The sequence below is a fragment of the Pseudanabaena sp. UWO310 genome, assembly GCF_006861605.1.
Classification (GTDB): Bacteria; Cyanobacteriota; Cyanobacteriia; order Pseudanabaenales; family Pseudanabaenaceae; genus Pseudanabaena.
The window spans coordinates 1-13,589 of record NZ_SELU01000010.1 but is presented as its reverse complement, the minus strand read 5'-3'; the positions used below and the strand labels follow the sequence as shown (position 1 = coordinate 13,589).

Sequence of the window (13,589 nt, the reverse complement as noted above, 5' to 3'; positions counted from 1 at the left end):
AAGACTCCATTGCAATGTATTAATATGTCTAACGTCCATCCCTTTATCCGACTGACTCGATATGCCCGAAATTATCGCAAACAAATATGGATTGCGACAACTTGCTCGATTCTAAATAAATTCTTCGATCTGGCTCCACCCGTTTTAATTGGTGCAGCGATCGATTTGGTATTACAAAAAGAGAACTTTTGGGCAAATCCCTTGGGGGTGCAAGGATTAGCCTCGCAATTGTTTGTGCTTTCCGCAATTAGCGGCGCAATTTGGGCGCTAGAATCCATATTTGAGTATGCCTATGCGCTCCAATGGCGAAACCTCGCCCAAACCATCCAGCACGATCTCCGCCTCGATGCCTACGATCGCTTGCAAGAATTAGAGCTAGCTTTTTTTGAGGAGCGCAGTTCGGGCGGATTGATGTCGATTTTGAGTGATGATGTCAATCAATTAGAGCGGTTCCTCGATGGTGGAGCCAATGAGGTAATTCAAGTTTCGGCTACAATTCTATTAATTGGGGGAGCATTCTTTGTAATTACGCCCAATGTGGCTTGGCTGGCGATGTTACCGATGCCATTTATTCTATGGGGTTCAATCTGGTTTCAGAAATTTCTTGCGCCTCGCTATGCGCGAGTGCGCGAAAATGTGGGTTTGCTCAACGGGCAACTGTCCAATAACATCGGTGGAATTACAACGATTAAAGCCTTTGTGACTGAGGATTACGAGCATAAGCGGATTGAAAAAGAAAGCAATCGCTATCGTCAAAGCAATCGTCAAGCGATCGCCTATAGTGCGGCTTTCGTTCCCTTAATTCGGATTTTGATCTTTGTCGGCTTCATTGCGATTTTGTACTATGGTGGCTTAGAAGTGCAGGCGCAAAGGCTTTCAGTGGGAAATTACTCAGTGATGGTTTATCTGATTCAGCGTCTATTATGGCCGCTCACCCGTTTGGGAGAAACCCTCGATCAGTACCAAAGAGCGATGGCTTCAACCAATCGGATTCTCGATTTACTAGATACGCCGATCGCCATTCATTCAGGTTCGCAGGTTGTCGATCCACAAGCCCAAAGCCAGAGTAGCATTCAGCTAAAGGATGTCACCTTTGGTTATGCCGCTAACTTTCCAATTATTGAGAACTTATCCTTAGAAATTGCCGCAAATAAAACTACGGCTATTGTCGGGGCTACGGGTTCGGGCAAAAGTACTTTAGTCAAGCTGCTCTTACGCCTATACGAGATTCAATCTGGGAATATTTTTCTCGATCGCCTTGATATTCGTGACTTAGAATTGCGATCGCTGCGTTCTTGCATCGGTTGGGTGAGCCAAGATGTATTTCTATTTCATGGTTCTGTTTTAGAAAATATTGCCTATGGTTCCTTTGAGGCAACTGCGGAGCAGATCGTTGAGGCGGCGCAGATTGCTGAAGCTCACGAATTTATCCTCACCTTACCTAAGGGTTACGATACGATCGTCGGTGAACGCGGTCAAAAGCTATCTGGTGGTCAAAGACAAAGAATTGCGATCGCCAGAGCCGTACTTCGCAATCCCCCCATCCTGATTCTCGATGAAGCAACTTCGGCAGTGGATAATGAAACTGAAGCCGCTATTCAAAAATCCTTGGATCGCATCACCAAAAATCGCACGACGATCGCGATCGCGCACCGTTTATCAACCATTCGTAATGCGGATCGGATCTATGTGATGGATCGCGGTAAAGTGGTAGAGATGGGGACACATGACGAGTTAGTGGCGGTTAATGGAATTTATACGAGTTTGTGGAATTTACAAACGGGGCAAACTCACGACTAAATAAAAACCCAAAATATTGTTGCCGCGCTCCGCGCGGCAACAATATTTTGGGTTTTTATAGCAATTATCGATCAAACGAACCACAAGGAAATTTTTGAAAGCGTTGCGATGCAACGCTTTCAAAAATTTCCTTGGTTTGGTTTTGAGCGCAAAGCGCTGTATGTCCCGATGCGGATAAGCCAGAGAGCAGCATAACGTGGATTCGGGATAGAAACGGGCTTTGAGAAAGGGTTTGCTACGCAAACTCTTTCTCAAAGCCCAAAAGTAAAAGCCTTGCTACGCAAGGCTTTTACTTTTGGACTTTTAAAATTTGCCAGCTTAACCCGAACTGACGTTAAATCGTAGATAATGTAATCGTTATCTACGATTTAAAACCGTGCCCTTCTTTCGTCAATACATTGCACCGTTAATCATCTTCGCAATTTTCCTATTCACCCTAGTGTTGGTTAGCTCCCGTGCTTTCTTACCCGATGACATGGTTGCACCAGCCCCCGTTGGCGCGATCCTATCCCATCGCTCTATTTCATAGCCTCAAAGCTAATGACTATGACTGAACTTACTTGGCAGCGCCGACATGTAATCTCGCTTGCCGATTTTACGCCGAATGATTACGAAACGGTCTTGCAGACAGCCGTTAGCTTTTTAGAAGTGCTATCCCGTCGTAATAAAAAAGTGCCAACCTTGCAGAGCAAAGTTGTCGCTAATTTGTTTTTTGAATCCTCAACTCGGACGCGCAATAGTTTCGAGCTTGCCGCCAAACGCCTCTCCGCCGATACCCTCAATTTTGCCCCTGGAACATCTTCCCTCTCTAAGGGAGAGACGATTTTGGATACCGCCCGCACCTTTCTAGCAATGGGCACGGACATTATGGTGATTCGGCATCAATCGGCAGGCGTGCCTTTAGCGATCGCCCGCGATATGGATGCCCTCAGTGGCAAAGTGGCGATCCTCAATGCTGGTGATGGTAAGCACGAACACCCATCCCAAGCCTTACTAGATCTGCTGACCCTTTGCATGTATCTCAATCCCAAGACTCCCACCGCAAAAGATCTGAAGGGAAAAAAAGTAGCGATCGTCGGTGATATTTTGCATTCACGGGTAGCGCGATCAAATCTTTGGAGTTTGCTGACCAATGGAGCCGATGTGCATTTGGCAGCTCCGCCCACATTATTGCCACCCGAATTTGCCGAGTATGGCGCAAAAATTCATTATTCTCTCGAACCTGCCCTTGAGGATGCGGACTTTGTGATGACGTTGCGCTTACAGATGGAGCGCATGGGGCAATTCTTAATTCCTAGCTTGCGGGAATATCATGCAAGGTATGGGATTACGCGCGATCGCTTAGCTAAATGTGCGCCCAATGTCCAAGTTTTGCACCCTGGCCCCGTTAATCGTGGTGTAGAGATTAGCTCTGACTTAATGGATGATCCCCGCTTAAGCCTGATCGATAAACAGGTAACTAATGGCGTAGCCATTAGGATGAGCCTATTGTATTTACTGGGCACGGCTATTTAAAAAACTCTGCAATAAAATATTTGTTTTTTTGTTAAGTAGCTGGGCATAATTAAAATCCAGAGCCAAAACTTATAGCGCACGCTGGGCGTGCGCTATAAGTTTAAGGATTTTATATTTAATTGTTTCCAGTTACTTAGCTATTAATCAATATCAAAAATAAAGACATAAAGATGAGTTTTCTTTTTGCAGATTTATTTGCTGGGATTGGTGGGTTTAGAATTGCTCTAGAGAGTCTGAATGGCAAATGCATATTTTCTTCTGAGTGGGATAAATATGCCCAGTTAACATACGCAGCTAATTTTGATGATATCCCCCATGGAGATATTACTCAGATTCATCCATCTAAAATCCCAGACATTGACATATTAACTGCTGGATTTCCATGCCAACCATTCAGCTCGATTGGTAAACGTGAAGGCTTTGAACACCCAACACAGGGAACCCTATTTTATAATGTAGTTAAAATTTTAAAGGAGAAAAAGCCGAAAGCTTTTATTCTAGAAAATGTTGAGGGTTTAGTCACCCATGATGGTGGAAAAACTTTAAGTATTATATTAGAAACCTTATCTATATCTGTAAATGGACAGTACCTTTTTCTATGTCAGCCTGAGATTAGATACCATGTTTTTTGGAGTATTTTAGATGCCAAAGACTATGGTGTACCGCAGGTTAGAAAAAGAATATTCATAGTAGGAATATCTGAAGATATTTCCACTGATATCCCTGATTTTAGATTTCCTATCCCCCATCTAAGTAAAGAATTTATTGGTTCTTATGTAGAAGAAAATGTGAGTGGGTATTCAATATCTAAGCATTTACAGAGTTCATATCTATTTAAAATAGATGATGGGAGACCAGAACTAATTGATCGAGAATCTCGAATTCAAGTTAAGACTCTATGTTCTACTTATCACAAAATCCAGAGACTAACTGGAACTTTTGTTAAAGGTGGAGAGACTGGAATTAGGTTACTTAGTGAAAATGAATGCAAAGCAATTATGGGATATCCTCAAAGTTTTATTATCCCTGTTTCAAGAACGCAAATGTATAGACAGTTTGGCAATTCAGTTGCAGTTCCTGTTGTGCATGAAGTTGCCAGAAATTTAATTAATTGTTTAGCAAAATATAAAGTAGTTAAAGAAAATCCCATTAAGAAAAGCGACTTAATTAATGTCTGAAATTAATCATAAATCCACAGAAAAAAGTAATATTCAACTCGATATAATTAAGGAATATTTTGAAATGCACCCTGATGTTGAAATATCAACTAAAGATGCTGTTGATTGGGTGATTTCAACATGCGGACATATCGAATGGGAAAGGTAGCATCCTCGGAAAAATTGGTTTACGATCGCTATATGTCAGACATCAAATCAAATACCAGATCAAATAACAGATCAAATAACACGTCAAATATTAGGATTGTCCTAGTCGAGACGGCAGGAGCGAGGAACCTTGGCTCGGTCGCAAGGGTAATGAAAAATTTTGGACTGACGGAGCTGTGGCTCGTTAATCCCAAATGTGATCGCCTTGGGGATGAAGCCCTACAGATGGCAGTCCATGCCCCAGAAATTTTAGAAAATGCCAAGGTTGTTGATAGTTTACCTGCCGCCTTAGTCGATTGTTATCGGGCGATCGCCACCGCAGGTCGCATTGACAAGGGGGAAATGCCCCTTACAAATCCCTCCCGAGGACTGAGTTGGTTAATGCAAGCGGAAACTAGCGCGATCGTCTTTGGGGCTGAGGATCGGGGCTTGAGTAATAGCGAACTCCAACATTGTCAGCAAGTGATCCGAATTCCCGTCAATCCCGACTATCCATCCCTCAACTTGGCTCAGTCCGTAGGCATTTGCTGCTATCAACTGCAATTGCTGAGGGACGACCTTAGGGAAAAAGGGGAAAATTCCCCATGTCAAGAAAATTTGACTAGCCAAATCGCCCAAGATTTGATAAAGTCAGCACCCATAGACCTTGCTACCCGCGCAGACCTTGAAGCTTGCTACCAGCAACTTGAGGCAGTATTGCTGAAGATCGGCTATGTTTATCCCCATACCGCCGTTCATCGGTTGCGGAAATTTCGGCATATCTTTGATCGGGCAAATCTGAGTCCCTCAGAAGTTGCCATGCTGCGGGGGATTTTGCGCCAATTCAATTGGGCTACGGCTCATCTGGACTAAATTGCTAGTCAATATATAGAGACATTTTTGTATCGGAGTTATAAATAGCAGTGGAACCAAGAAACTTTTCATCGCCTGACGCTACCGAAAAAAGTCGAGAAGCGCGTTTAAATAAGTTGCGCGAGCGTCGTGCCAAGGCCGTGACAAGCAATAGTGATGCTGTTCTCCAACCCATTAATTCTGACTCCAAACCTCGCATGATCCGATCGCCCGAAGCAATGCGATCGCCTGAACCCAGCATCGATAGGTTTAGCAATCGGACTGACAGTCGAGGCGAAGGCAGAGATAGCAAAATCAAATCCTTGCCCAATCGTAACGGACGCGAAGCTCGTCCCGAACAACGTCCTGAAAGCCGTTCTGAGAATCGTCCTGAAAATCGTCCCGAAAATAGAACTGACCATAACACTGAGTTAAGAAACACTGAGTTAAGAAACACTGAGTTAAGAACGCGCCGCAAGCCCAATAATCCCCCCCGACCTACCCCCATCAAGTCCCCCGTTAAGTCCTTTGGATGGCAATTACTGCGCTTAGCGATCGCGGGGATCGGTCTGAGCGTAATTACAGGGACAGCACTATCCTTTTGGCAAAATCAGCAGACAATCCGAGCCAAAAGTATGGCTCCTGAAATAGTTACCAAAGAAGAAACTAGTAAGACAAACCAAGATATCGTTCCTCTCGATCTCAAAACGGAGGCGACAGCCCTACTCGCCAAGATCAAGGAATTAGCAGCAAAGGAAAAAGACCTCAGTATGCAGATGATGATGGTCGATCTAGATTCTGGAACCTATGTCCAGATCGGAGCAAATCAGCCGATCGCCGCCGCAAGTACGATCAAGACCCCGATTTTGGTTGCTTTTTTTCAAGATGTGGATGCTGGCAAAATCAAGCTTGACGAACCCTTGGAAATGACCGCCGATGTAAAGGTGGGGCAAGCAGGTGACCTGCAATATTTACCGACGGGTACGAAGATTTCGGCTTTAGAAACCGCCACCAAAATGATCGTTATTAGCGATAACACGGCGACAAATATGATCATCAAGCGTTTGGGGGGAGCTGTTGCCCTCAATCAGCGCTTTAAATCTTGGGGACTAAATTCGATCGTGATCAACAATCAACTCCCCGATCTCGAAGGGACAAACACGATCAGTACGCAGGATTTGGCAACATTGCTATCTATGCTCGATCGCGGCAAATTGATCGAGCCTCGCAGTCGCGATCGCTTTATGGACATCATGCGTCGTCCCGTAACTAATACACTTTTGCCGCAGGGGCTGGGCGAGGATGCCCGAATTATCCACAAGACTGGGGATATTGCATCATCGGTGGGGGATGCGGGGATCGTTGATATGCCGAATGGTAAGCGCTATGCGATCGCCGTTATGGTCAAGCGTCCTGACAATGACCAACGCGCCAATGAGTTGATTCGCCAAATTTCACGGGCTACCTACGAATATTTTCTTAATGGCGGCAAGTTGCCCAACAATCAGAATTCCGCCCCTACGGGTGCAGATGCCCCCAATGCGTCAAATTCTAATAACTCGACGAATAGTTCCACAAATAATTCAAGCAATTCCGCCTCTAACCCCTCAAATTCCCCCTCAAATTCCAACAATGGGGCTACGAGTACTATTGAAACTATTACGCTGCCGCTACCCAATGCAAACCCTAGCGCATCGCCATCCCCCAATAATTCCAGATAAACAAGTCGCGCAATGCGCGACTTGTTTAAAGCTGCTTAACACCAATTCCCAAAAGTGTGGCTACACTTTTGGGAATTGAAAACCAAACCCAGTAAAGGTTTTAAAATCACAAAATGGCTACGCCATTTTGTGATTTGGTATAAGGCTGCTTTTAGAACTTTTTGCCGTGGTCTCTCGGTTGGGAAATATCGGCAGCTTGGGTTTCCGTAACGGGGGAAATCCGATCGCTACTCGTACTGTTGTAGGGCAAAGGGCGATCGGCGATCGCCGCTTCAATATTTGCCGCCATAATTTCGCGGGGGATCGCACCCGTCGAGTCGCCGATCGCTTTATTAGCAGGATCTAAAAAAATAAACCGAGGAATGCCATCGACGCGATATTTTGTCATCTCTGGCAACCATTTGGTATTGTCTACGTTCAGCATCACAAAATTCATGCGATCGCTATATTCCTTTTCCAGCGACAAATTATCCGCCGCCATCGACTGGCAACTCGTACACCAATCTGCATAAAACTCGATCGTGGTCGGTTTGTTATTGGCTAAAGCGACATCTATCGGCAAAGCTACCGCGGCAACCGCATCCAGCGAAGTCCCACTTTGCTGCGCCTGAAAGCCCAAAAATAGCGCTGCCGTTAACACGATCGCGGCGATCGCCACTAACAAATTGCGTAGTTGATAGGGAGTTGCCGATTCTGGACTGGTTGGATTTTCTAGATTCATAAAAAATAACTTACAAAAATTACTATTCCCATTATGGCGAGCAAGGATTGCTCTATGCTAAAGCCATTCTAAAGAAGTAATGGCTAGCTCGATCCTTAGCAACATTTAATACCAAATTTCAAAATGGCTACGCCATTTTGAAATTTGAAAACCCTTACTGGGTTTGGATTTTAATTCACAAAAGTGTTGTCACACTTTCGTGAATTGGTATAAGTATCTCAGCATAATTACAATCCAGAGCTAAAACCTGCGGCGCACGCGCAGCGTGCGCCGCAGGTTTTAGGGTTTTATATTTGATTAAGTAAAAATATTGAAATTACGCAATTAATTATGAGTAATTCCGAAGATTCCTTAGATTTATCCCAATACGATCTTACGCAAGCCAAACTGACTTTTGGTGAAAAAATGGCGTATGGCGCAGGCGATCTCGGTACTGCCATCACCACAAATCTGCTCTCATTTTTTCTATTATTCTTTTTTACCAATGTTGCAGGACTCGATCCCGCTCTTGCAGGGCTAGTTTTATTAATTGGCAAAATCTTTGATGCAATCAACGATCCCATTATCGGGGTACTCAGCGATCGCACTAAATCAAAAATGGGAAGGAGGCTGCCTTGGATGCTGTATGCAGCGATCCCCTTTGGCTTGTCATTTTTTGCCCAGTGGCTAGTACCTAGTACCGATAAAACAGTTCTCTTTTGGTATTACGCAATTGTCGGCATCGTTTTTAATACCTTCTTCACCGCCGTTAACCTTCCCTATACAGCGCTCACCCCTGAAATTACGCAAGATTATAACGAACGAACAAGCCTCAACACTTTCCGCTTTACCTTCTCAATTGGCGGCAGTATTCTCTCTCTGTTTATTGCTCAGTTAATCTTTGCCTTTTTTAAAGATCCTGCAAGACAGACGGGTAGTTGTAATGCAGGTGGCACGCAATATATCGTGCTGGGTGCTGTCTGCGCTCTTATTTCTTGCATCTCGATTTATTGGTGTGTATGGGGAATTAAGAAAAGAGCGATCGCAGGCGATCGGCATCGCCTCCATAATGCATCCCTCGACGCAACTCCTGAAGAGATGAGCTTTGGAGAACAGCTCAAGGTCGTCTTCAGCAATCGTCCCTTTCTCTTTGTGATCGGTATCTATTTTTGCTCATGGCTAGCCTTGCAAATTACTGCCTCGATCATTCCCTATTTCGTTGTGAATTGGATGAAGATGCAAGAGAATGACTTCATTCTCGTCACGATCGCCGTCCAAGGTACAGCCCTAGTCATGCTATCGGTATGGAGTGCTGTCAGTAAGCGATTTGGCAAAAAAGCCGCTTACTTCATGGGTTCAGGCATTTGGATTGCGGCTCAAGCAGGATTATTTTTCTTACAACCAGGACAGGTTACCCTGCTCTATATACTGGCAATTATGGCAGGTGCGGGAGTTTCTACGGCTTATCTAATTCCTTGGTCGATGATTCCTGATGTCACCGATCTCGATGAATTAGAGACTGGTCAACGCCGCGAAGGAATTTTTTACGCCTTCATGGTGTTATTGCAAAAGTTTGGTCTCGCAGGTGGGCTATTTTTGCTGGGGCTCGGTCTGTCATGGGCAAAATTTAAAGAAAGCGTTCCCTGTCAGCCCCTCCCCGTGCAACCTGATTCCGCTCTATCGGCGATCAGAATAGCGATCGGTCCTTTACCGACGATCGCTTTAATTATTGGCTTAGCCTTGGCATATTTCTATCCCATCACGCGCGAAGTGCATACGGAAATATTAATGCGTCTATCCGAAAGAAGAAGACAGCAAAACGAGCAATCCTAGTAATAGAGGCGGCACTTATGCCGCCTCTATTACTAAGTAGCTAGCTTAAAACCTAGAAGAGCATCCCGCTCACTGTGCGGGCGAGATGCTCTCTGGTTTTGGTTTTTAATTATGCCTACTCCCTTCCCACCAAAGAAATAGACATACAAAACCAAGAATTAGACGTTGCGGCGCTTCGCGCCGCAACGTCTAATTTTTCACTGGGAAGGGAGTAACTACTTAATAGGCGAAAGAAGTTTCGCGATGTTTAATTAATGTCTCTACGGGCAACGCACTACGGAGATGTTGCCAAGGCAGAATTTGCTGGACATCCCAATCTTCATGAACATACCAAGCTAAAGGTGGCAACTGTCCCCGCAGTTCCTTAAAGGCGCGTTTATAGGAACCATCGCTGGGGACATCCCCATCGCTGTAACTACAAGCCAAAATCAGTAGTTTAGTCAAACGGCGATCGCCTCTAGATATCATTGCTTGCACCAGCGAATCCTTATAACTTTCAGGACGAAAATCAATCCCTTTAGGAAGTAGCTTTTTACGAAAATGCTGCATTTTCTTTTCGGCAGTCGTGCTGACCCCCTGCCATTGCCAAGGCGTATGGGATTTCGGAACGAAAGTACTACAGCCGAAAGTGATCTTTAATTTTGGTGCAATTTTGCGAAGAGAAATTAGCATTTCGATGGTTTGTTCGATATCGTCATCATTTTCCATGGGCACGCCTGCCATGCCATAGAGTTTTAATGATTTCAAGCCACCAGATTGAGCATTGATTGCCGCTTGCTTGATTTCATCATTATGCAATTTCTTATTGATGATTTCGCGCAAACGTTCGGAACCACTCTCGATCGCAATGGTGACAGAGCGACTATCACGGGTAGAGAGGATTCGCGCTAATTTTTCCGTTAGGGTATTGGTGCGGACTGAGGCTAGGCTGAGGCGGACATCATCAAACTGAGGCTGGGCGAGATAATCCAGCAAGGTATCAAATTCAGGATGTTGGGTAATCGATGCCCCCAGTAACCCTAAGCGTTTAGTTACTTGTAGTCCTTTAGCGATCGCAGGCATTAAACTCGATTCCAGACTAGCCGCTCTAAAGGGAAGCGTTAAATAACTCGCCAAGCAGAAGCGGCACATCTCTGGGCAACTCCGCACTACTTCCACCATAAAAATGCTTTCCCAAGCCGCTTTTTCGGTCACAACTGTGGAAGCGGAAAGAGTATTCCCCTTATAGGTTTGCTTATGGATGATTGCGGGAATATCGGCATCTATAGGCTGAATGGAAGCGATCGCCCCATCATCGGATTCGTAGGTTACTTCATACAATAATGGAACATAAATTCCATCTAATTTAGCTAAATGACGCAATTTTATTTCGCGACTAGCATGGCGTACTTCTTGATAAGCATTGAGGAAATTCCCAATTAATTCTTCGCCATCACCGAGCAGAATAATATCAAACCACGCAGCAAAGGGTTCAGGATTGGCAGTGAGAACTGGTCCTCCACCAAAAACTAACGGATGCTCGTCAGTGCGATCGCAGGTATCGATGGGAATCTCAAATTTTTTTAAAGCGGCAAGAATATTGACGTAATCTAGTTCCCATGAAAACGAAAAGCCTAATATTTCAATCTTCCTAGGTAAGTCCTCATGGGCATCGGTGAACCATCGACTGACGTTAACCTGCGATCGCGTAGCCAAATTTGCCCATACGCCTTGATAGCCTAAGCTCGTAATTCCCACGGTGTAGGTATTGGGAAAAGCAAAGACAATATTTACTGCATTGCAATCTGGTGTGGTTGGGTCAAAGAGTAAATGTTCAGACTGAAAGTAGGATTGGTTCAACGTTTCGGCAATATATCGCAATATCGCTATTATGCCATATCTACAAGGGTGCAAAACAAGAGCGGCGCGGCACTTCGTGTCGCACCTCTCTTATTTTCCGTAGCTACAGTCACTTGACTTAGGACAAATCAAACCCGAAGAATTGATTGGCGGCGCGAAGCGCCGCCAATCAATTCTTCGGGTTTATGTCCTAGTACAATTAGCGACAGCTATAGTTTATAAAACTGCCAAGGGATTTCTTATGTCAGAACAAACAACATATTTAGAGCTATCGGAAGGAGATAGTGGTTCTCACAAGTTTTATGAAGTAATTGTGAATGGTACAAATGTATCGATTCGTTATGGTCGTATTGGCGATCGCGGACAAACCAAAGTCTCTACCTTTGATACACCTGAGAAAGCTCTGGCTGATGCAACCAAAAAAATCAACGAAAAGAAGCGCAAGGGTTATGAGCTAGCTGTATTGGGCGAACGCAAAAAACGGGCGATTACTCGTCGAGAAATTTCTAGCAGTAAGTCAACGGCGCAACAGTCGCCAGTAATGTGGAAGTTTGCCACTGGAGCCCCCGCCTTTGGAGTATCGATCGATGAAATAGGTTGCTGGGTTGGCAATCAAGATGGGCGAATCTATACGCTCACCCATGATGGTCAAGTAATCAATCAGTTCAAATTACCTGATGGTGTGAAGTGTATTGTTAGCGATCGCGATTGGCTGTATGCAGGATGTGATGATGGTAAGGTCTATGACTTGGGTGGAAAAGTGCCGCGTGTTGCCTATGAGATTGCGCGGGATGTGGATATTTTTTGGCTAGATATTAGCGATGGCATTTTAGGGGTCTCAGATAAGGATGGTTGCGTTACCACAATCAATCATGAGGATGAGTCTAAATGGACAAAAAATAGTGCGGGTAATCATGGCTGGATGGTGCGTTGCGATGAGATTGGCATCTACCACGGACATAGTCAAGGCGTGACGATGTATGACTGGGAGGATGGACAGATGATCTGGAATCAGCCCACCAATGGCTCCGTTCTGTTTGGTTGGCAAGAGGAGTCAATGATTTATGTTGGCACTTCTAATCGTCTAGTTCAGAGTTTTACCAAAAAAGGCGAAATCAGCAAGGTTTATAAATGTGATGCGGCTATCTATTCCTGTGCTACCGCAGGCGATGGTGAGTATGTATTTGCTGGTGACAACTGTTCTTCGATCTATTGTTTTAATCATAATGGCGATCGCCTTTGGAAATTGGGGACGGGTTGTGGCTCTGCTTTTTCGATGCAGTTTTTTAATGGAAGATTGTATATTGTGACAACGGATGGCTCTTTTGCTTGCATTGATGCTAGTGAAACTGCCATTCAAGCGGCTCAAGCAGGAACATTTACGCAGGCTATTAATATCAAGGCTCCGAAATTAGAGGATGTGCTGCCGTCTACGACCTTGGAAACCACTTCAGATCGGAGCCGTGGTGTATTGTTAGAATGTTTCCAAGAAGGAAGCAAGTTGAGAATTCGGGTTATCTCTGATGGCTATGACCAGACTTGGAAAGTGCAATTCCCCAAAGACATTCGTGAAGCAGGCGCACGTTATCTCGTTGACGAAATTCGCGAATCTTCCAATGGTAGTTTTTATCGTACCATTGGCGATATTAAAAGACTAGTTTAGCGTCAAACCTTGGCGATTAGTTTTTTCAATATATGAGCATCTCTATTAATTAACTTTTGAGTGAAAGATAAAGTCTGAAAGCACTGATTTCTCGTTGCTAGTTTGCCTTGAATTTGAATTTTTAGAGATGCCCATATGACTACCTAACTTGTTTAGAGTTAGGAGCGCAAACATAATCACCATTTTGAAATATCGGTGTTGCCTCTACTCCAAAACCCGATGTACATAAAATTGATAATAGACTTGTCGGGAAACAAAAGCAATGTATAGAAGCAGTTTCACATTTATTTCTGTGGTTCAATCCATATGTAAATACAAAAGCTATAAGTTCAATAAATTGAACCATAACCGAAGTTTGATAT

At 44.4% G+C, this 13,589-nt stretch carries 12 protein-coding genes; 9 read left to right on the top strand and 3 right to left on the bottom strand.

From position 1 onward, the window contains the following. The first annotated feature begins 24 nt into the window (after window positions 1-24). The 7 genes from PseudUWO310_RS05000 to PseudUWO310_RS04980 all read left to right on the top strand — a co-directional run bounded on the left by PseudUWO310_RS05000 (window position 25) and on the right by PseudUWO310_RS04980 (window position 7,192). Window positions 25-1,800 (top strand): ABC transporter ATP-binding protein, encoded by a 1,776-nt coding sequence (locus tag PseudUWO310_RS05000; RefSeq protein ID WP_142599585.1) that lies wholly within the window; start codon window positions 25-27, stop codon window positions 1,798-1,800. Between the two features lie 376 nt (window positions 1,801-2,176). Beyond that, a complete protein-coding gene (locus tag PseudUWO310_RS22745) occupies window positions 2,177-2,329 on the top strand; it encodes a hypothetical protein (protein ID WP_173400655.1) in 153 nt (50 codons plus the stop codon). A gap of 17 nt (window positions 2,330-2,346) precedes the next feature. Next, a complete protein-coding gene (locus tag PseudUWO310_RS04995) occupies window positions 2,347-3,315 on the top strand; it encodes an aspartate carbamoyltransferase catalytic subunit (protein WP_142599583.1) in 969 nt (322 codons plus the stop codon). A gap of 170 nt (window positions 3,316-3,485) precedes the next feature. Beyond that, complete coding sequence (locus PseudUWO310_RS04990; protein WP_142599580.1) at window positions 3,486-4,493, top strand: DNA cytosine methyltransferase; 1,008 nt, start codon at window positions 3,486-3,488, stop codon at window positions 4,491-4,493. Next, window positions 4,486-4,641 carry a hypothetical protein gene (locus PseudUWO310_RS22740; RefSeq protein WP_190315907.1) on the top strand — a complete coding sequence of 52 codons (156 nt, stop codon included), beginning with the start codon at window positions 4,486-4,488 and terminating at the stop codon, window positions 4,639-4,641. Before PseudUWO310_RS04990 ends, PseudUWO310_RS22740 begins: the two co-directional genes overlap by 8 nt. Further along, complete coding sequence (locus tag PseudUWO310_RS04985) at window positions 4,614-5,492, top strand: RNA methyltransferase (protein WP_223805542.1); 879 nt, start codon at window positions 4,614-4,616, stop codon at window positions 5,490-5,492. Before PseudUWO310_RS22740 ends, PseudUWO310_RS04985 begins: the two co-directional genes overlap by 28 nt. Before the next feature lie 50 nt (window positions 5,493-5,542). Further along, the gene (locus PseudUWO310_RS04980) at window positions 5,543-7,192 is read left to right on the top strand and encodes a serine hydrolase (protein ID WP_142599575.1); all 1,650 of its coding nucleotides are present in this window, start codon (window positions 5,543-5,545) and stop codon (window positions 7,190-7,192) included. A 151-nt stretch (window positions 7,193-7,343) separates the two neighbouring features. Here the strand turns inward: PseudUWO310_RS04980 and PseudUWO310_RS04975 are convergent, their stop codons facing one another. Further along, window positions 7,344-7,913 (bottom strand): thioredoxin domain-containing protein, encoded by a 570-nt coding sequence (locus tag PseudUWO310_RS04975; protein WP_142599573.1) that lies wholly within the window; start codon window positions 7,911-7,913, stop codon window positions 7,344-7,346. A gap of 330 nt (window positions 7,914-8,243) precedes the next feature. Between PseudUWO310_RS04975 and PseudUWO310_RS04970 the strand changes: the two genes are divergently transcribed. Then, complete coding sequence (locus PseudUWO310_RS04970) at window positions 8,244-9,725, top strand: MFS transporter (protein ID WP_142599571.1); 1,482 nt, start codon at window positions 8,244-8,246, stop codon at window positions 9,723-9,725. A gap of 219 nt (window positions 9,726-9,944) precedes the next feature. Here PseudUWO310_RS04970 and PseudUWO310_RS04965 read toward each other — a convergent pair whose 3' ends face one another. Next, window positions 9,945-11,564: a B12-binding domain-containing radical SAM protein gene (locus PseudUWO310_RS04965; protein WP_142599569.1), complete on the bottom strand. Its 1,620-nt coding sequence runs from the start codon at window positions 11,562-11,564 to the stop codon at window positions 9,945-9,947. A gap of 241 nt (window positions 11,565-11,805) precedes the next feature. On the opposite strand from PseudUWO310_RS04965, the gene PseudUWO310_RS04960 reads away from it, so the two are divergent. Beyond that, complete coding sequence (locus tag PseudUWO310_RS04960) at window positions 11,806-13,227, top strand: WGR domain-containing protein (RefSeq protein WP_142599566.1); 1,422 nt, start codon at window positions 11,806-11,808, stop codon at window positions 13,225-13,227. 139 nt (window positions 13,228-13,366) lie between these two features. Here the strand turns inward: PseudUWO310_RS04960 and PseudUWO310_RS23220 are convergent. Further along, window positions 13,367-13,589, bottom strand: a 223-nt coding sequence (locus PseudUWO310_RS23220) for a hypothetical protein (RefSeq protein WP_223805541.1), incomplete at its 5' end; no start/stop codon positions are given.

What these genes read in the sequence shown, in the direction of transcription:
- PseudUWO310_RS05000 (WP_142599585.1), top strand. Translation starts at nt 25, where the DNA reads ATGTCTAACGTCCATCCCTTTATCCGACTGACTCGATATGCCCGAAAT.
- PseudUWO310_RS04995 (WP_142599583.1), top strand. Translation starts at nt 2,347, where the DNA reads ATGACTGAACTTACTTGGCAGCGCCGACATGTAATCTCGCTTGCCGAT.
- PseudUWO310_RS04990 (WP_142599580.1), top strand. Translation starts at nt 3,486, where the DNA reads ATGAGTTTTCTTTTTGCAGATTTATTTGCTGGGATTGGTGGGTTTAGA.
- PseudUWO310_RS22740 (WP_190315907.1), top strand. Translation starts at nt 4,486, where the DNA reads ATGTCTGAAATTAATCATAAATCCACAGAAAAAAGTAATATTCAACTC.
- PseudUWO310_RS04985 (WP_223805542.1), top strand. Translation starts at nt 4,614, where the DNA reads ATGCGGACATATCGAATGGGAAAGGTAGCATCCTCGGAAAAATTGGTT.
- PseudUWO310_RS04975 (WP_142599573.1), bottom strand. Translation starts at nt 7,913, where the DNA reads ATGAATCTAGAAAATCCAACCAGTCCAGAATCGGCAACTCCCTATCAA.
- PseudUWO310_RS04970 (WP_142599571.1), top strand. Translation starts at nt 8,244, where the DNA reads ATGAGTAATTCCGAAGATTCCTTAGATTTATCCCAATACGATCTTACG.
- PseudUWO310_RS04960 (WP_142599566.1), top strand. Translation starts at nt 11,806, where the DNA reads ATGTCAGAACAAACAACATATTTAGAGCTATCGGAAGGAGATAGTGGT.